The sequence below is a fragment of the Dyella sp. GSA-30 genome (genome assembly GCF_027924605.1).
GTDB lineage: Bacteria > Pseudomonadota > Gammaproteobacteria > Xanthomonadales > Rhodanobacteraceae > GSA-30.
Genome location: NZ_AP027042.1, coordinates 151,870 through 168,254 on the forward strand (window position 1 = coordinate 151,870; position 16,385 = coordinate 168,254).

Sequence of the window (16,385 nt, forward strand, 5' to 3'; positions counted from 1 at the left end):
GCAGAAAGGTTGAAAAGCAAAACGAAGATATTCATGGCGGTGCTCACATCAGGAATGCTGTCAGCACAAAATCGAGCGCCAGGATGGCGATCGACGAAGCCACCACCGTGCGTGTCGTGGCATAGGCCACGCCTTCGCTGGTCGGTGGGGTGGTATAGCCCTGAAAGACCGCGATCAGCGACACGACGGCGCCGAACACCACGCTCTTCCACAGCACACCGTTGATCACGTCCTTGCCCAGCTCGACGGTCGAGGTCATGTTGGACCAGAAGGTGCCGTTGTCGATGCCCAGCCAGGTCACGCCGACCAGGTGACCGCCGAAAATGCCCAGCGCGCAGAACACGCAGCACAGCAGCGGCATCGCGATCAGTCCAGCGAGGAAACGCGGCGCGGCGACATAGGCGATCGGATCGACCGCCATCATTTCCATCGCGGCGATCTGGTCAGTGGCACGCATCAGGCCGATTTCGGCGGTGACCGAGGTGCCTGCGCGGCCGGCAAACAGCAATGCCGTGACGACCGGACCGAGTTCGCGATAGATCGCCAGCGCCACCACCGTGCCGCTGGCAGCCGTACCGCCGAAGATCGACAGCACGTAGTAGAGCTGCAGCGCCAACACCATGCCCACGAACAGGCCGCAGACCATGATGATGGTCAGGCTCATCGCGCCGACGAACCACAGCTGGCGCACCGTCTCGCGGCCATGTTTCATGCTGCGCGGAATCGCCGCCAGCACCTGCAGCCCGAACAGCGCGCATGCGCCGATCTGCGCCAGCGAGCGCAAGACAATGTTGTTGCGCATCGGTTGCGCGCTCATGCCTTGCCTCCTGCAAAACCCAGCGACGCGGCGTAGTCGCCGGCCGGATACTGAAACGGCACCGGGCCGTCCGCTTCGCCGCCGAAGAACTGCCGCGTCCACGGCGATCCATCGTTGGCGATTGTCTTCGGGTCGCCCTGCGCCACCACCTTGCCGTTGGCGATCAGGTAAATATGGTCGGCCACCTGCTTGATTGCTTCGAGCTCGTGCGCGACCAGCACGCTGGTGATACCCAGCGTTTCATTGAGCGTGCGGATCAATATCAACACCTGGTTCAGCGCGATCGGATCGAGGCCGACGAACGGCTCGTCATAGAGAATCAGCATCGGATCGAACACGATCGCGCGCGCCAGCGCCACGCGCCGCGCCATGCCGCCTGACAGCTCCGTCGGCATCAGGCCGGCCGCACCGCGCAGACCGACCGCCTGCAACTTGGTCAGGACGATATTGCGGATCAACTCTTCCGGCAGGCGGGTGTGCTGGCGCAGCGGAAAAGCCACGTTCTCGAACACATCGAAGTCGGTCAGCAGCGCCGAGTTCTGGAACAGATAACCGATGCGCTCGCGCAGTTCGAACAGCTTGTCGCGCGACAGCGCCGGCACATTGTTGCCGTCGACCACGACTTCACCGGCATCGCCGCGCATCTGCCCGGTGATGTGCTTGAGCAGCGTCGTCTTGCCGGTGCCGCTGGGGCCCATGATGGCGGTGACCTTGCCGCGCGGGATATCCAGATCCAGCGCGTCGAAAATGGTCTTGCCATTGAGCACCGTGGTCAGGCCGCGAACGCGCACCAGGGTGTCGCTTTCGGGCCGGGTACTAATGGAATCAGTCATGGAGGCACTATCGAATGGGACGAGGCAAAGTAGCCGAAGACGGCGGCGAAGGCTATCGGACCGGCCTTGGCGCCTTCAGTTCCCGGTTGCCAACAGCTCGGCAATCAGGCTCTCGTGGCGCCGCCATTGCAGCTCCGAGCGCAGGCGTACCGCACGAACGATGGCCTGCAGGTCGCCCAGGGCGTCCTCGAAGCGATCGTTGACGATGATGTAGTCGAACTCGTGCGCATGCGCGATCTCTTCGCGCGAATTATGCAGACGGCGTTCGATCACCTCGGCGCTGTCCGAACCACGCCCGCGCAGACGACGCTCCAGTTCGTGCCGCGACGGCGGCAGGATGAATATGCTGACGCAATCGGCCTTGGTCTTGCGCACCTGCTGTGCGCCCTGCCAGTCGATTTCCAGCAGCACATCCTTGCCCTGGGCCAGCAGGCCGGACACGGTCTTGCGCGAAGTGCCGTAAAGATTGCCGTGCACCTCGGCGTGCTCGAGAAAAATCCCTTCCTCGATCTCACGCTCGAACTCCGAGCGCTCGACGAAATAGTAGTGACGACCGTATTCCTCACCCGTGCGCGGCGGACGCGTGGTATGCGAAACCGACAACGAAATGGCCGGCTCGCGTTCGAGCAGAGCATTGACCAGGGTCGACTTGCCCGCGCCCGAGGGTGCCGCAACGATGAACAGGGTAGCTTCCATCACTCGCCTTCCATCACTCGATGTTCTGGACTTGTTCGCGCATCTGCTCGATCAGCACCTTCAGCTCGACCGCGGCGTTGGTGCTGCGCGAGTCGATCGATTTGGAGCCGAGCGTATTGGCTTCGCGATTGAATTCCTGCATCAGAAAGTCGAGGCGGCGACCGACCGGTTCTTTCAAACCGAGCACACGGCGCGCTTCTGCGATATGCGTCACCAGACGATCGAGTTCCTCGTCGACGTCGACGCGGGTGATCTGTAGCACGAGTTCCTGCTCGAGCCGACCCGGCTCGACCGGTTGCTTGAGATCGGCCAGGCGCGTTTCCAGGCGCGTACGCAGCCCTTCGCGAATCTGCGGCATCCAGGTACGCACATCGGCCACGATGCGTTCGATAAGATCCAGCCGCTCGCGCAACAGCTCTTCGAGCTTGGCGCCTTCGCGCTCGCGCGTGGCGGTCAGCGCGTCGAGCGCGCGATCGAGCACCTCGAACAAGGCGGCCTGTACGGCTTCCGGATCGATATCGGCCTGCTGCATGACGCCGGGGAAGCGCAGTAACTCGGTCAACTGCACCTGCATGGTCGGAAAGCGGCCTTCCAGCGAACGCGCCAGTTCCGCCAGCTTGCCCAGCAAGGCGTCGTCCACCTTGAGCGACTCGGCACGTGCCTCGCTACGCAGACGAACGGTCAGATCGACCTTGCCACGCGACAGCTTGGCCGCGATGCGTTCGCGCATGGCCGACTCGAAATTACGCAGGTCATCGGGTAGTCGGGGGCTCAATTCCAGGTAGCGATGGTTGACCGTACGCAGCTCGCAGCTCAGCGTGCCGGTGGGGCCGACGGTCTCGGCGGAGGCGTACGCGGTCATGCTACGGGTCATGGAAAGCCTGTGTGGAGCGTGGAGTAAAGGCGGCAATGGTAAACTCTCGCGCCTAGCTTGCCCAATTTGCCCACTTCAGGCCGCCTTTACGATGAATGCCGTCAGCCGTCCCAGCGGCCGCGCCAGCGATCAGCTGCGCCCCGTTACGATCGAACGCCACTATACCCGCCACGCCGAAGGTTCCGTGCTGGTGAGCTTTGGCGATACCAAGGTGCTGTGCACCGCCAGCATCGAGGATCGCGTGCCGCCGTGGCTGCGCGGCAAGGGCGAAGGCTGGGTCACGGCCGAGTACGGCATGCTGCCGCGCGCCACCTCCAGCCGCACCCAACGCGAGGCCGCCCGTGGCGGCCAGGGCGGGCGCACCATGGAAATCCAGCGCCTGATCGGCCGCAGCCTGCGCGCCTGCGTGGATCGCCAGGCCCTGGGCGAACGCCTGATCACCCTCGATTGCGACGTCATCCAGGCCGATGGCGGCACGCGCACCGCTGCCATCACCGGCGCCTACGTCGCCCTGGTCGACGCCGTACAGCTACTGATGAAGCGCGAGAACCTGCGTCGCAACCCCGTGTTCGGCGCGGTTGCGGCGGTATCGGTCGGCATCTACAAGGGCATGCCCGTGCTCGATCTGGACTACGCCGAAGACTCCAACTGCGATACCGACATGAACGTCGTGATGAACGACGGCGGCGGCTTTATCGAAGTCCAGGGCACGGCCGAAGGCCATGCATTTCGTCGTGACGAAATGGACAAGCTGCTGGGTCTGGCCGAAAAGGGCGTGGGCGAACTGGTCGCCGCACAGCGCGCCGCGCTCGGCATTGCCTGAGGAGTCGCTCCGCATGTCACGCATCGTCCTGGCCAGCAGCAACCCCGGCAAGTTGAAGGAATTCAATGCCCTGCTCGCCGACAGCGGCTTCGATATCGTTACCCAGGGCAGCCTGGGCATCGAGGATGCCGAGGAAACCGGGCTGACCTTCGTCGAGAACGCCTTGCTCAAGGCCCGCCACGCGGCACAGGCCAGCGGCCTGCCCGCACTGGCCGACGATTCGGGCCTGTGCGTGGATCACCTGCATGGCGCGCCGGGGCTTTACTCGGCGCGCTACAGCGGCACACATGGCGATGCCGCGGCCAGCAACGCCAAGCTGTTGCGCGCGATGGAAGGCGTGCCGACCGAGCAGCGGGGCGCGTTCTTTATCGGCGTGCTGGTGCTGTTGCGGCACCCGGAAGATCCGGCCCCGCTGATCGCCGAAGGACGCTGGTATGGCCGCATCCTCACCGAGGCACGCGGCACCGGTGGCTTCGGCTACAACCCGGTGTTCCTGCCCGATGGCTATGAGCAAAGCGTGGCCGAGATGGACGATGCGCTGAAGAACAGGCTCAGTCATCGCGGACAGGCGCTCGCGCTGTTGCGTGCGCAGTTGCAGGCTGGCCGATGATTCGCTGCCTCAATTCAGCAACTACCCCCGTTTGTCGCGCATGAGCCTGATCGCACCGCCGCTGTCGCTGTACGTGCACATGCCATGGTGCGTGAAAAAGTGTCCGTACTGCGATTTCAATTCGCATGGCCTGCGCAGCGAGTCGCCACCTTATGCGGCTTATATCGACCACCTGCTGGCCGATCTCGACGCCGACCTGCGCGACTTCGGCGAAGCCATCCAGGGCCGTTCGATCATCAGCGTCTTTTTTGGCGGCGGCACGCCCAGCCTGTTCGCGCCCGAATTGGTCGAGCGCCTGCTCGATGGTGTTCGCCAGCGCCTCCCCATGGCGAGCGATGCGGAAGTCACCTTGGAGACCAATCCGGGGACGGTCGAGCATGGCCGTTTCGATGGCTATCTGGCCGCCGGGGTCAATCGACTCTCGTTCGGCATTCAGAGCTTCGACGACGCCAAGCTCAAGCGGCTGGGCCGCATTCACTCGGCCGGCGAGGCCGAGGCGGCGGTGAAGTCGGCGCAGGATGCCGGCTATCGCAATATCAATCTCGACCTGATGTATGCGCTGCCCGAACAGCAGCTGGACGGCGCCCTGGGCGATGTCGAGCGAGCCATCGCGCTAGCACCTACCCATATATCGCACTACCAGCTCACGCTCGAACCCAATACCGCCTTTGCCGCCAACCCGCCGCCACTGCCCGACGACGATCACGCCTGGGCCATGCAGGAAGCCTGCGAGGCACACCTGGCCGCCGCCGGTTATGGGCAGTACGAGATATCCGCCTATGCCCAACGGGATAAGCGCTGCGAGCACAATCTCAACTATTGGCGCTTCGGCGACTACCTGGGCATCGGCGCCGGCGCCCACGGCAAAATCAGCGCCAGCGCGGATGGCAGCGTCCGTCGCCGCTGGAAAACCCGCCTGCCCCGCGCGTACCTGGACGCCTCCGGCGGTGCGGCGCGGATCGGCGGCGACTCGATGGTGCCCGCCGACGAACTGCCCTTCGAATACATGCTCAATGCCTTGCGCCTGATCGACGGCGTGCCGGCCGGCGACTTTGCCGAACGCACCGGCCTGCCCGCCTCGTCGATCGCGCCCGCCCTTACCCAGGCCCAGGCAAAGGGCTGGCTGGAAGACCGTCCCGACCGGCTCAAGACCACCGCCCTGGGCCAGCGCTTCCTCAACGATGTCATCGCCAGCTTCCTGGCCTGACCTTTCCGGTGGTAGCCGGCCCATCGAAAGGCCGATGGCGGCACGGCCCTGACCGGCATAAACTGGGCTCACCCTGGGGGAACAGGATGGGATCATGGATGTCGAGCCGCACGAGCGGGCAGAACCGTTTGCGCAGGAACGTAGTGTGAGCCTGGAAAATGGCCGATGGCCGGCGCGCGCGCGTCGTCTGATCGGCGAGGTTCATGCGCTCAGCCTGCAGCACCTGGACCAGGCGTTGCGCCAATGCCTCAACGAGCTGGAACAACAGCTCTATGCGCATGCCGATCGCGCACGCAACCATCTCGACCAGCAGTTGTTTTTCGAAAGCCGATTGCGCATCCAGCAAGACCGCGCACGACTGCAGAAACGTTTTCTGACCCTGATCGGCAATGGCTTTCGCCACCTGGGTGAAGGCGACGGCGATAGCGATGCGACGCCATCGGCCGGCCTGCAACCTCTGTCTTTACTCGATCGCAACGAACACGAACAGAACGCCGCGCTCGGCAAGTTGATCGCCCGCGGCGAAGCGCGCAACGGCCCCGTGTTGTTCGAGCTGGGGTATCGACTCGCCGTGCTGGTCGCCGCACCGCCCCTGGAGGGCGAAGCGTTGCCACTGGGACCGCACGCACTGATCCATGCCTTTCACGACGCGACCGCGATCATCGACGACCTGCCGATCGAACATCGCCTGCTGATGCTGCAAAGCTTCGATCAAACCGTCATCCAGGGTTTGAACACGCTTTACGAAGCAGCCAACGACTTGCTGCGCAGCGCCGGTATCCTGCAACAGCTGCGCGCCTTTCCGCTGCCACGCCAGACGCCGCGCAACACATCGAATGCAACGCCGATCGAAACGGGGGCTCAGGCAGCACCTGCTACCCCGGCATCGGCCGCGCCGCCGACGGCACACAGCGACCATATCGCGGTACTGGAAAACTTGCGCGAACTGCTCGCACAACGTCGCACGGGCAGCACAAGCGATATGCCAGGCACCAATCATCGCGCCGCCAGCGCGGATGAATTGCAGCTGGCATTGAGTGCCGTGCAGCAACATGTGAGTGCGATCTCCGACAACGCCAGCCGCGAGTTGCGCAGTGCGCAGCGGCTGCGCGAAGAATTGCTGATCCAGCTCAACGCCGGCAAACCCGTTGGCACGCCGCTGACCCAGCTCTCGCCCGAGCAAGGTGACACGGTCGAACTGATGGCCATGCTGTTCGAGCAACTGCATCGGCAGATGCGTCAGGGCTCGAGCGCGCAGGGCGTGCTGAGCGACCTGCAGGTGCCGATGCTGCGTATGGCCGTGGCGGACCGGAATTTCTTCGACCAGCAAGAGCACCCCGCCCGCAAGCTGCTGGGAGCCGTCGCCGAGGCAGCCACCGAGTGGCTCGATACCGGCGACAGCGAGGCCGATCGCGCACTGGCCACCAAGCTTGAGCAACTGGTTGCACGCACCCGTCTCGAACCGCCAAGCACCGGCCTCTACACCAGCCTGTTGGCGGATATCGAACACCACCTCGCGCTGCTGGCGCGCAAGGCGCAGATCGCCGAGCGTCGGCACGTGGAAGCCATGCAGGGTCGCGAGCGACTGGAACAGGCACGCCGCCAGGCAGCGCAGCTGATGGCCGAGCGTTTCCGCCAATCGCAGCCGCGCGGCCTGCTGCGCACCCTGCTCGAACGCGCCTGGTCCGACGTGCTGGCATTGACGCTGCTGCGTCACGGCGAAGACAGCGAAGCGTTTGCCGAACGTCTGCACATCACCGATCAACTACTCGGCCGCGCGCCAACCTATGACCGCGCCAAGCTGCAGTACGACGTCGAAACCGGGCTGCAGCAGATCGGCATGCATGCCGACGAAGCCGAACAGGTCGCGCAACGTCTGCTTGGCACGGCGGCGACGAACGACCAGGGCGACGAAGCACTTAGCGCGACGGGCCTGGCATTGAAGCTTAAACAGCACCAGCGTCTGGGCGAACAGGCAACTACCGCACCGACGACGCCTCCGGCCGCACCCGTTGCCGCAGTACCCGAAGCGCCGAAAGCTGCAGCCGTGATCGCACCTGTCGATCCGCGCGAACAGCGCATCTATGAGCGTCTACGCCAACTGCCGTTCGGCAGTTGGTTCGAATTCGTCGATCGCCGGACCGGTCAGGTCAGCCAGCGCAAACTGGCGTGGTTCTCGCCGGTATCGGGGCATTGCCTGTTTATCACCCGGCGCGGCCAGCGCGGTGATGACATGACCTTGCAGTCGCTGGCGCATGCGCTTGCACGCGGTCACGTACGCGAACTGGCAGCGGCGCGCGAGGGCCTGCTCGATCGCGCCTGGCAGGCGCTCACCGGCAACCTGCGTCAATGGACCGGCGGGGGACGCACGCATGAGTCATAACGTCTCCTCGATCGAACAGCGGCGCGCACGGCGGCGCGCTGTCGACTTCACCACCATCGTCACCGATGTCATTACCGGCCAGCCGATCGGTCAGCTCGGCAACTTGTCGATCACCGGCATGTTGTTGATCGCCACCCAACGGCCGCGCAGCGATGCCGTCTATCAGGTGAGCCTCACCCTGCCCGGTCCGGGGCGCATGGAGCCGATCGAGCTGGGTATCCAGGAACAGTGGCACGAGCAGACGCCGCGTGCCGGGCAAGTGTGGGCGGGGTTTCGTATCGTGGCTATCGGTGAGCAGGATGCCGCGCGGCTTGGCGCCTGGATTGAGAGTTCCGGGTCGTTGTAACGCACCCGCCTGCCTCAATCCCCTAACTCGTCATTCCGGCGCAGGCCGGAACCCAGTGGGCTCAGTGCCCGGTTATCACTGGAACACCACACAAAAAAGCTTCGGCACCACGCGAAGACCGCCCGTAACGCCACTGGCGTTCCGGCCTGCGCCGGAATGACGAGTAGGTAAGGTTTCTCGGGCATCAGGACTCAAAACTGGCGATTCCCGCCCCCGCGCGCGATCATGTACAGCTTGTCCCCGCTGTCACGCCAGGAATCGCCATGACCGATCTCGCCGCGTTCTATCCCCAACATCTGGCCACGCTGCGCGAGCGCGCGGACAAGGCGCTTGCGCTGGGCGGCTACGATCATCTGGTGATCGCCGCAGGCTTGCCGCTGCGCAAGTTCCTCGACGACCAGGACTACCCTTTCATCGCCAGCCCGCATTTTCGCCACTGGCTGCCGTTGACCGACGCACCGGGCAGTTGGGTGGTGTACACGCCGGGCGCCAAGCCCAAGCTGATCTTCCTGCAGCCGCGCGACTACTGGCATGTCGTGCCGGCTGCACCGGCCGGTTACTGGGTCGAGCATTTCGAGATCGTCACCGTGCGCGAAGCGAGCGAGGCGGCCCAGCATCTGCCGGTGTCACGCAGCGCGATCATTGCCCCCGTACCGACCCTTCGCGAAGTCGAAGCCAACAATCCGCAGGACGTGCTCGACTACCTGCACTGGCACCGCTCGTACAAGACGCCGTACGAACTGGAGCTGATGCGCGAAGCCAACCGTATCGGTACACGCGCACACCGCGCCGCCGAACAGGCGTTCCGCGCCGGTGGCAGCGAACTCGATATTCACCAGGCTTACCTGAAAGCAGCAGGCGCTATCGACGCCGAGTTGCCGTATGCGAGCATCGTCGGGCTCAACGAGCACGGTGCCGTCCTGCATTACACCCATTTCGATCGCAAACCGCCGGCACAAAACCGCTCGTTCCTGATCGATGCCGGCGCCAGCGCTGCCGGTTACGCCAGTGACATTACGCGTACCTATGCCGCGGCGGGTGCCGGCGACTTTCAGGCGTTGATCGACAGCGTCGACAAGGCGCAGCAGGGTTTTGCCGACAAGGTACGCGCAGGCCAGAGTTATCCGGAACTGCATATCCACGCGCACCACGTGCTTGCCGACGTGTTGCGCGAGCACGGCGTCATCAAGATGAGTGCGGAAAGCGCGGTCGCCAGCGGCGTAAGCTCGGTATTCTTTCCACACGGCCTGGGCCACCCGATCGGCCTGCAGGTACACGATGTCGCAGGCTTCCAGCGGGACGAACACGGCGGCAGCATCGGCCGCCCCGAGGGGCACCCTTATCTGCGCATGACACGTCTGCTGGAAGCGGGCATGGTGGTCACGATCGAGCCGGGCCTGTACTTCATCGACATGTTGCTGGATGAACTGCGCCAACGACCGGAAGCAAATCAGATCGACTGGGCGAAGGTCGATGCATTCCGCCCATTCGGCGGCATCCGCATCGAAGACGATGTGGTCTGCACGAGCGGTGCGCCGGAAAACCTGACCCGGGACGCCTTCGCCAAGCTCTGAAGAGCTTTGCGTATTTCAACTGGAAAAGACGGCCATATGGCCGTCTTTTTTGTTCGGCACCGTGTCCGAACGCGCAATAAAAGCTAGAAACCCGAGGCATCCTGGGATTATTCTCGCCCAGGGCAATCGATCGCCTGCGACATTGCTCCACAGCGACAGCTTCTCTCGTTCGGACGTATGCTTTTTTGGCAAAGCCCCGGGAACCGCTGCATGACCGCGTCAGTCGCCGTAACACAAACCGCTCCTGCCCGGCGCCGACCGTTGCGCCGTCTCGCGCTCGAATTGATCTTGCTGGTGATCGTCAAGATCGCCGTGCTCACCTTGATCTGGTGGGTCGCCATCGCGCCGCATCCGCGCCCCGACGCCAGCCCCCAAGCCATCGAGCATCTGCTCGCTCCCGCAACTTCATCTTCTTCGCACGGAGGCCATCCATGATGATCGAAGCCGATGTGGTCACCCTGTCACGGCTGCAATTTGCCCTGACGGCGCTGTATCACTTCCTGTTTGTTCCCCTCACGCTTGGACTAGTGTGGATTCTCGCCATCATGGAGGCCGTCTATGTGATGACGGGGCGCGAAGTCTGGAAGCGCATGGTGCAGTTCTGGGGCGTGTTGTTCGGCATCAACTTCGCCATGGGCGTGGCCACCGGCATCACCATGGAATTCCAGTTCGGCATGAACTGGGCGTATTACGCACACTATGTCGGTGACGTCTTCGGCACGCCGTTGGCGATCGAAGGCCTGATGGCGTTCTTCCTGGAAGGCACGCTGGTGGGCCTATTCTTCCTTGGCTGGGACAAGCTCACACGGGTCAAACACCTGCTGGTGACCTGGTTCCTTGCACTGGCCACCAGCCTGTCCGCCCTGTGGATCCTGATCGCCAACGGCTGGATGCAGAACCCGGTCGGCTCGGCGTTCAATGCCCAGACCATGCGCATGGAAACCACCTCGTTCTCCGAAGTGTTCTTCAACCCGGTCGCACAGGCCAAGTTCGTGCACACGGTCAGTGCGGGCTACGTGCTCGGCGCGATGTTCGTGCTGTCGATCAGCGCCTGGTATCTGCTGCGCGGGCGCAATGTGGATTTCGCCAAGCGCTCGATGACGGTGGCGGCAAGCTTCGGCCTTGCCGCGGCCTTGAGCGTGGTGGTGCTGGGCGACGAATCCGGCTATGCCGTGTCGGAGAACCAGAAGATGAAGATGGCCGCGATCGAGGCCATGTGGGAAACCGAACCGGCACCGGCCTCTTTCACCGTGTTCGGCATCCCGGATGTCGAACAGCGCACCACGCATTTCGCCCTGCATGTGCCGTGGGTGATGGGCTTGATCGGCACACGCTCGCTGGACAAGCAGATTCCCGGTATTGCGCAGCTGGTCGACGAGACCAAGGGCAAGATCGACAACGGCATCCTGGCCTATGACGCCATGCTGGTGCTGCGCGAAGACAAGAACAATGCGCAGGCCAAAGCCATTCTGGCCGCGCACGATAAGGACCTTGGCTACGCCTTGCTGCTGAAGCGCTTTATCGACGACCCGCGCAAGGCGACGCCCGATCAGATCCAGCAAGCAGCCAACAGCACAATTCCGAATGTACCGGTGTTGTTCTGGTCGTTCCGGATCATGGTGGCCTGTGGCGTCTATTTCATCCTGTTGTTCGGCTATTCGTTCTGGCTGTCGACCAAGCGCAAGCTCGATAGCAAACGCTGGTATCTGAAGCTGGCGCTGTGCAGCCTTCCGTTGCCGTGGGTCGCCGCGGAGCTGGGCTGGATCGTCGCCGAGTACGGCCGGCAACCCTGGGCGATCGAAGGCATCCTGCCGACATCGCTGGGCGTGTCATCGGTCACTTCAGGGCAGGTGTGGACATCGCTCGCCGGCTTCGTGCTGTTCTACACCGCGCTGGCCATCATCGACGCCGTGCTGATGCTGAAGTTTGCACGCAAGGGCCCCGATGGCCTCGGCATCTGGCCCGCCACCGATATCACCCACCGTCCCGGCAAGGCTTAAAGGAGAACGCCATGTTCGATTACGAAAGCTTGCGGGTGATCTGGTGGGCCTTGCTTGGCGTCCTGCTGATCGGCTTCGCCATCATGGACGGCTTCGACTTCGGCATTGCCGCGCTGTTGCGTGTGCTTGGCCGCAGCGACGACGAACGGCAGGTGCTGCTGGAAACGATCGAGCCGGTATGGGAAGGCAACCAGGTCTGGTTCGTCCTCGGCGGTGGCGCCGCGTTCGCGGCATGGCCCATGCTCTATGCGGTGTCGTTCTCCGGTATGTACCTGGCCATCGCGCTGGTGTTGCTGGCCTTTATCCTGCGCCCGGTCGGGTTCAACTTTCGCCGGAAAGTGCATGACGCACGCTGGCTACAGGTGTGGGATTGGGTGCTGGTCGGTTCGGGCGTCGTGGTGATGCTCATCACCGGTGTCGCCTTCGGCAACCTGTTCCTCGGCGCGCCGTTCAAGTTCGACGGCGACCTGCGCATGACCTGGGAAGGCAGTTTCTTTGCGCTGCTGCATCCGTTCGCGCTCGTGGCCGGACTGGTTTCCTTGAGCATGCTACTCGCCCATGGCGCTTGCTGGGCAGTGCTGAAAACCGAAGGCGTGATCTGCGACCGTGCCGTACGTGTGGCGCGCTGGGCCACGCTCGCCTATATCGTGCTGTATGTGCTGGCGGGTATCTGGTTGGCGTATGGGGTGCCCGGCTATGCGGTCGTTGGTCCGGTGGTGACCGATGGCGTTTCCAATCCGCTGTACAAGGAGGTCGCACGGGGTGGCAGCTGGTTCGCCAGTTATATGCAGCATCCGTTGTTCTGGCTGGCGCCGATAGTCGCGGTGCTTGGAGCGATCGGCGTGCAGCTCAGCGCGGCCAAACGCGGACTGGGTGCGTTCCTGTCCAGCAGCCTGATGGTAGCGGGGACCATTCTTTCCGCCGGCTTTGCCTTGTTTCCGTTCCTGCTGCCGTCGAGCCTCGATCCCAAGTCGAGCCTGACGATCTGGGATGCGTCGTCGAGTCGCGGAACGTTGCTTCTGATGCTGGGCGCTACGGCGGTATTTATGCCGCTCATCATTCTCTATACGAGCTGGGTGTTCAGTGTCGTGCGCGGGCGTGTGACGCTCGAGCATGTTCGCCAGTCCACTCACCATTACTGATACGGAGGCACGAAGCCATGTGGTATTTCTCGTGGATTCTTGGGCTGGGGCTTGCTTGTGCTTTCGGCATTCTTAATGCGATGTGGTATGAGGTGCATGCCGACGATGAGGCGCATGAGAGGAAGGAGGCTCGGGTGCCTGGGGATGGGGGTTAGGTCTTCGTCTTCGTTTGTGTATGTAGAAGTCGGTTTCGTGGATGCCTCGTTCTTGCTTGGGTGTTCGGGCGACCCCGGTGCTTATGTAGCCTCCCCTACTTCGTCATTCCGGCGTAGGCCGGAATCCAGTGGCGTCAGTGCTTGGTTCTTGCCTGAGTGTTCGGGCGACCTGGCCGCTTACGCAGCGGGCGTTTCGAACGCCTGCCGGCGTCCGAGTCACTTTCTCTTTGCTGGCCCAAAGAGAAAGTAACCAAAGAGAGAATGGCCTTTTGGAGCCAAGGCTCTGAGCAGCATTGAGAGATAAAACCGTTCGTGCCCCCTACTCGAACCGACAGGGGACACTTTCGGCGCTTCTGAGGTACGCCGGATCTGTGCGCGAGGCGTCGTGATGCTGAGGACTTAAGGTGTCCCCTCACCCTCACCTACCCCTCTCGTCATTCCGGCGTAGGTCGGAATCTATTCCTTAGGCTCTCGCTTGTCAGACAACGTGTCGCAAGCGAATGCGGTGAGGCATAGATTCCGGCCTGCGCCGGAATGACAACTAGGGAAGATGAGAGTGAGGTTGGAGGTCGATCTTCGCTCTTGGTAAGCGATGCGCAGCGAGCGGTCAGCTCTTCGGGCCCCCTCGGGAGCCGAGTGAGGTTTGGACGATAAGGCCCCGAAGGGGGCATCGACAGGACGTCGATGCCTTTAGGACGGGACACGGATGTCCCGTCCTAAAGCCCGGCCAAACCTCACGGTCCGCAGGACGGCGGACTAGGGGTGTCCTTCTCTTGGTTACTTCTCTTGGACAAGCAAGAGAAGTAACTCGGCGACCGGCAGGTCGGCGAAACACGCCGCAGGCGACTTTCTCGCACGAACCTCGAACCAGAGCGATGCACACTCCAGCGACAACCCACCACCGAAGCCACTGGATGACCAGCTTCGCTGTTGTAAAGCGCCTCCCGCCTACGCGGGGATGACGAGCAGGTAGGACTGACGCAAAAAAGCCTCAACCCCGCCCCGCAAGCACCCCCTCAATCTCCTCCGCCCGCTTAGGCACAGCAGCCGTCAACACATCACTACCATCGCGTGTCACCGCCACATCATCCTCGATACGGATACCAATCCCGCGCCAACGCTCAGGCACCGTCGTATCCCCCGGCGGAATGTAGATGCCCGGCTCGACCGTCACGACCATCCCCGGCTCCAACAATCGCGGCTCGCCATCGACGCGATAGTCGCCCACGTCATGCACATCCAGACCCAGCCAATGCCCGGTCTTGGCCGGATAAAAACGCTTGTAGCTACCATCGGCTATGACATCGTCGGCAACGCCTTGCAGCAACCCCAGCGCGCACAGGCCTTCGGCAATCACGCGCACCGCCATCTGATGCGCGGCATCGAACGGTCGACCGGGCCGCACCTCGTCGATAGCAGCCAGCTGCGCTTCCAACACCAACTCGTACAGCGCACGCTGTTCGCGGCTATAGCGCCCACTCACCGGAAACGTACGACTGATATCCGACGCATAGCAGTCGAGTTCCGCGCCGGCATCGATCAACAAGAGATCGCCTTCGCGCAGCACCGCTCGATTGGCCTGATAATGCATCACGCAGGCATTCACACCGCCAGCGACTATCGGTGGAAAGGCAGCGACCGCACTGCGGCTACGAATGGTCCGCAACAGCTCCGCCTCCACCTCGTACTCGTAACGCCCCGCCGTGGCAACGCGCATCGCGGCCATATGGGCCTCGGCGGCAATCGCGGCTGACGCACGCATCAGCTTCAGCTCCGCTTTCGATTTATACAGACGCAAATCGTGCAGCAGATGCCCCAGCGCGACGAACTCCTTCGGCACCACCCCGCCGCCACGTAGCTGACGCAACCGGCGCATCCAGCCGAGCAGGCGGGCATCGAATTCCGGCTCGCTGCCAAAATGGCAGTAGACCCGGCCGCGGCCTTCGATCATGCCGGGCAGGATGTCGTCGATATCGTCGATCGGGAAGGCGTCGTCCATGCCATAGACTTCCACCGCACGCTCGGTGCCGATGGATTCGCCATGCCAGCGCTCGTGTTCGGGATCGCGCTCACGGCAGAACAGCACGGCCTCGCCGTGCTTGCGGCCCGGCAGCAGCGCCAGTACGCAATCGGGCTCGGGAAAGCCCGACAGGTAGTGCAGATCCGAGTCTTGCCGATACGGCCAGTTCGCATCGGCGTTGCGGACGCGTTCGGGTGCAGCGGCGATCAGCAAGACAGCGTCGTCGCCAGCCATCCGCATCAACTGGCGGCGGCGGCGTATGTATTCGTCAGGCTGGATGTTCAATGCACGCGATCGCTGCCGGTTTTGCCACGGCCGCCGGCACATTCGGCAAACAACAACATTGCACCGACGCGCACGAATTCATGCACTTCGATCAGTGCATCTTCGTCATCGCCCTCTTCGCCGAAATCCAGTTGCGCGGCAGCGATGCTGCCGAGATCGCGCAGGATTTCCTGAGCCTCTTCGGACAGCTTGGCATGGGCCTCGGTGCCGGCCAGGCCGAAGCCGCCCAGAAAACCGCGACACCAGTCGACCAGAGCTTCGGCACGCTCGGGCAACGGGCGATCGTCGGACGGCAGCAGTGGCTCGAATCCAAGCTCCGGGTCATCCAGTTCCGCTTCGCATTGCTTTACCAGGCGTTCAAACAAGTCCTGGTCCTGCGCCGAGGGATGAACCTCCTCGCCATCCAGTTGCAATACGGCAAGTAACGATTGCTTGCCGACACGGCCACCGCCGGCCAGAAAGCCGCACAGCGAGCCGTGCAGTTCGCTCCCCTGTACCCCTAGGCGCAGGCGCGCCGAGGCATCGTCGAGCTCGTCGTGGCCGATCCAGTCGTTAACGCTCATGGCGCCGGTTCCTATCGAAAAACAAGGTTGTAAGTTTAGCCCCTCGGAACGCCAACG

16 protein-coding genes are annotated in these 16,385 nt (G+C 63.1%); 10 read left to right on the top strand and 6 right to left on the bottom strand.

All coding sequences use genetic code 11. The features are described 5' to 3' along the window. Window positions 1-43: 43 nt before the first annotated feature. From mlaE to QMG46_RS00695, 4 genes are all read right to left on the bottom strand, one after another. Entirely contained in the window at window positions 44-817 is a 774-nt protein-coding gene (mlaE, locus tag QMG46_RS00680) for a lipid asymmetry maintenance ABC transporter permease subunit MlaE (protein ID WP_281850498.1), read from the bottom strand. After that, entirely contained in the window at window positions 814-1,650 is an 837-nt protein-coding gene (locus QMG46_RS00685; protein ID WP_281850499.1) for an ABC transporter ATP-binding protein, read from the bottom strand. Before QMG46_RS00685 ends, mlaE begins: the two co-directional genes overlap by 4 nt. Window positions 1,651-1,725: 75 nt before the next feature. Continuing rightward, the gene (gene gmk, locus QMG46_RS00690) at window positions 1,726-2,346 is read right to left on the bottom strand and encodes a guanylate kinase (protein ID WP_281850500.1); all 621 of its coding nucleotides are present in this window, start codon (window positions 2,344-2,346) and stop codon (window positions 1,726-1,728) included. Window positions 2,347-2,359: 13 nt separating this feature from the next. Beyond that, a complete protein-coding gene (locus QMG46_RS00695) occupies window positions 2,360-3,220 on the bottom strand; it encodes a YicC/YloC family endoribonuclease (protein WP_281850501.1) in 861 nt (286 codons plus the stop codon). A 91-nt stretch (window positions 3,221-3,311) separates the two neighbouring features. Between QMG46_RS00695 and rph the strand changes: the two genes are divergently transcribed. From rph to cydX, 10 genes are all read left to right on the top strand, one after another. Continuing rightward, window positions 3,312-4,043 carry a ribonuclease PH gene (gene rph / locus QMG46_RS00700; RefSeq protein ID WP_281850502.1) on the top strand — a complete coding sequence of 244 codons (732 nt, stop codon included), beginning with the start codon at window positions 3,312-3,314 and terminating at the stop codon, window positions 4,041-4,043. 13 nt (window positions 4,044-4,056) lie between these two features. Further along, a complete protein-coding gene (rdgB, locus tag QMG46_RS00705) occupies window positions 4,057-4,653 on the top strand; it encodes an RdgB/HAM1 family non-canonical purine NTP pyrophosphatase (protein WP_281850503.1) in 597 nt (198 codons plus the stop codon). A gap of 40 nt (window positions 4,654-4,693) precedes the next feature. Beyond that, window positions 4,694-5,860, top strand: a complete 1,167-nt coding sequence (hemW, locus tag QMG46_RS00710) for a radical SAM family heme chaperone HemW (protein ID WP_281850504.1) — start codon at window positions 4,694-4,696, stop codon at window positions 5,858-5,860. Between the two features lie 94 nt (window positions 5,861-5,954). Continuing rightward, the gene (locus tag QMG46_RS00715) at window positions 5,955-8,243 is read left to right on the top strand and encodes a DUF1631 family protein (protein ID WP_281850505.1); all 2,289 of its coding nucleotides are present in this window, start codon (window positions 5,955-5,957) and stop codon (window positions 8,241-8,243) included. Continuing rightward, window positions 8,233-8,589, top strand: coding sequence for a PilZ domain-containing protein (locus QMG46_RS00720; protein WP_281850506.1), 357 nt, complete (start codon window positions 8,233-8,235; stop codon window positions 8,587-8,589). Before QMG46_RS00715 ends, QMG46_RS00720 begins: the two co-directional genes overlap by 11 nt. Before the next feature lie 263 nt (window positions 8,590-8,852). Then, window positions 8,853-10,163: a Xaa-Pro dipeptidase gene (pepQ, locus tag QMG46_RS00725; RefSeq protein WP_281850507.1), complete on the top strand. Its 1,311-nt coding sequence runs from the start codon at window positions 8,853-8,855 to the stop codon at window positions 10,161-10,163. 210 nt (window positions 10,164-10,373) lie between these two features. Then, on the top strand, window positions 10,374-10,598 hold the full coding sequence (gene cydP / locus QMG46_RS00730; protein ID WP_281850508.1) for a cytochrome oxidase putative small subunit CydP: 225 nt from the start codon (window positions 10,374-10,376) through the stop codon (window positions 10,596-10,598). Beyond that, complete coding sequence (locus tag QMG46_RS00735) at window positions 10,598-12,163, top strand: cytochrome ubiquinol oxidase subunit I (RefSeq protein ID WP_281852970.1); 1,566 nt, start codon at window positions 10,598-10,600, stop codon at window positions 12,161-12,163. The genes cydP and QMG46_RS00735 overlap by 1 nt, the downstream gene beginning before the upstream one ends. Before the next feature lie 11 nt (window positions 12,164-12,174). Continuing rightward, complete coding sequence (cydB, locus tag QMG46_RS00740) at window positions 12,175-13,305, top strand: cytochrome d ubiquinol oxidase subunit II (RefSeq protein ID WP_281850509.1); 1,131 nt, start codon at window positions 12,175-12,177, stop codon at window positions 13,303-13,305. A gap of 17 nt (window positions 13,306-13,322) precedes the next feature. Next, a complete protein-coding gene (gene cydX, locus QMG46_RS00745) occupies window positions 13,323-13,460 on the top strand; it encodes a cytochrome bd-I oxidase subunit CydX (protein WP_281850510.1) in 138 nt (45 codons plus the stop codon). Between the two features lie 991 nt (window positions 13,461-14,451). Here the strand turns inward: cydX and QMG46_RS00750 are convergent. Together QMG46_RS00750 and QMG46_RS00755 are read right to left on the bottom strand one after the other, a co-directional pair. Beyond that, entirely contained in the window at window positions 14,452-15,807 is a 1,356-nt protein-coding gene (locus tag QMG46_RS00750; RefSeq protein ID WP_281850511.1) for an aminopeptidase P N-terminal domain-containing protein, read from the bottom strand. Next, on the bottom strand, window positions 15,762-16,328 hold the full coding sequence (locus QMG46_RS00755; protein ID WP_281850512.1) for a UPF0149 family protein: 567 nt from the start codon (window positions 16,326-16,328) through the stop codon (window positions 15,762-15,764). Before QMG46_RS00755 ends, QMG46_RS00750 begins: the two co-directional genes overlap by 46 nt. Window positions 16,329-16,385: the final 57 nt, after the last annotated feature.

Coding starts and splice junctions, on each gene's coding strand:
- pepQ (WP_281850507.1), top strand. CDS start 8,853: ATGACCGATCTCGCCGCGTTCTATCCCCAACATCTGGCCACGCTGCGC.
- hemW (WP_281850504.1), top strand. CDS start 4,694: ATGAGCCTGATCGCACCGCCGCTGTCGCTGTACGTGCACATGCCATGG.
- QMG46_RS00735 (WP_281852970.1), top strand. CDS start 10,598: ATGATCGAAGCCGATGTGGTCACCCTGTCACGGCTGCAATTTGCCCTG.
- cydX (WP_281850510.1), top strand. CDS start 13,323: ATGTGGTATTTCTCGTGGATTCTTGGGCTGGGGCTTGCTTGTGCTTTC.
- rdgB (WP_281850503.1), top strand. CDS start 4,057: ATGTCACGCATCGTCCTGGCCAGCAGCAACCCCGGCAAGTTGAAGGAA.
- cydB (WP_281850509.1), top strand. CDS start 12,175: ATGTTCGATTACGAAAGCTTGCGGGTGATCTGGTGGGCCTTGCTTGGC.
- rph (WP_281850502.1), top strand. CDS start 3,312: ATGAATGCCGTCAGCCGTCCCAGCGGCCGCGCCAGCGATCAGCTGCGC.
- mlaE (WP_281850498.1), bottom strand. CDS start 817: ATGAGCGCGCAACCGATGCGCAACAACATTGTCTTGCGCTCGCTGGCG.
- QMG46_RS00685 (WP_281850499.1), bottom strand. CDS start 1,650: ATGACTGATTCCATTAGTACCCGGCCCGAAAGCGACACCCTGGTGCGC.
- cydP (WP_281850508.1), top strand. CDS start 10,374: ATGACCGCGTCAGTCGCCGTAACACAAACCGCTCCTGCCCGGCGCCGA.
- QMG46_RS00695 (WP_281850501.1), bottom strand. CDS start 3,220: ATGACCCGTAGCATGACCGCGTACGCCTCCGCCGAGACCGTCGGCCCC.
- gmk (WP_281850500.1), bottom strand. CDS start 2,346: ATGGAAGCTACCCTGTTCATCGTTGCGGCACCCTCGGGCGCGGGCAAG.
- QMG46_RS00715 (WP_281850505.1), top strand. CDS start 5,955: ATGGATGTCGAGCCGCACGAGCGGGCAGAACCGTTTGCGCAGGAACGT.
- QMG46_RS00755 (WP_281850512.1), bottom strand. CDS start 16,328: ATGAGCGTTAACGACTGGATCGGCCACGACGAGCTCGACGATGCCTCG.
- QMG46_RS00720 (WP_281850506.1), top strand. CDS start 8,233: ATGAGTCATAACGTCTCCTCGATCGAACAGCGGCGCGCACGGCGGCGC.
- QMG46_RS00750 (WP_281850511.1), bottom strand. CDS start 15,807: ATGTGCCGGCGGCCGTGGCAAAACCGGCAGCGATCGCGTGCATTGAAC.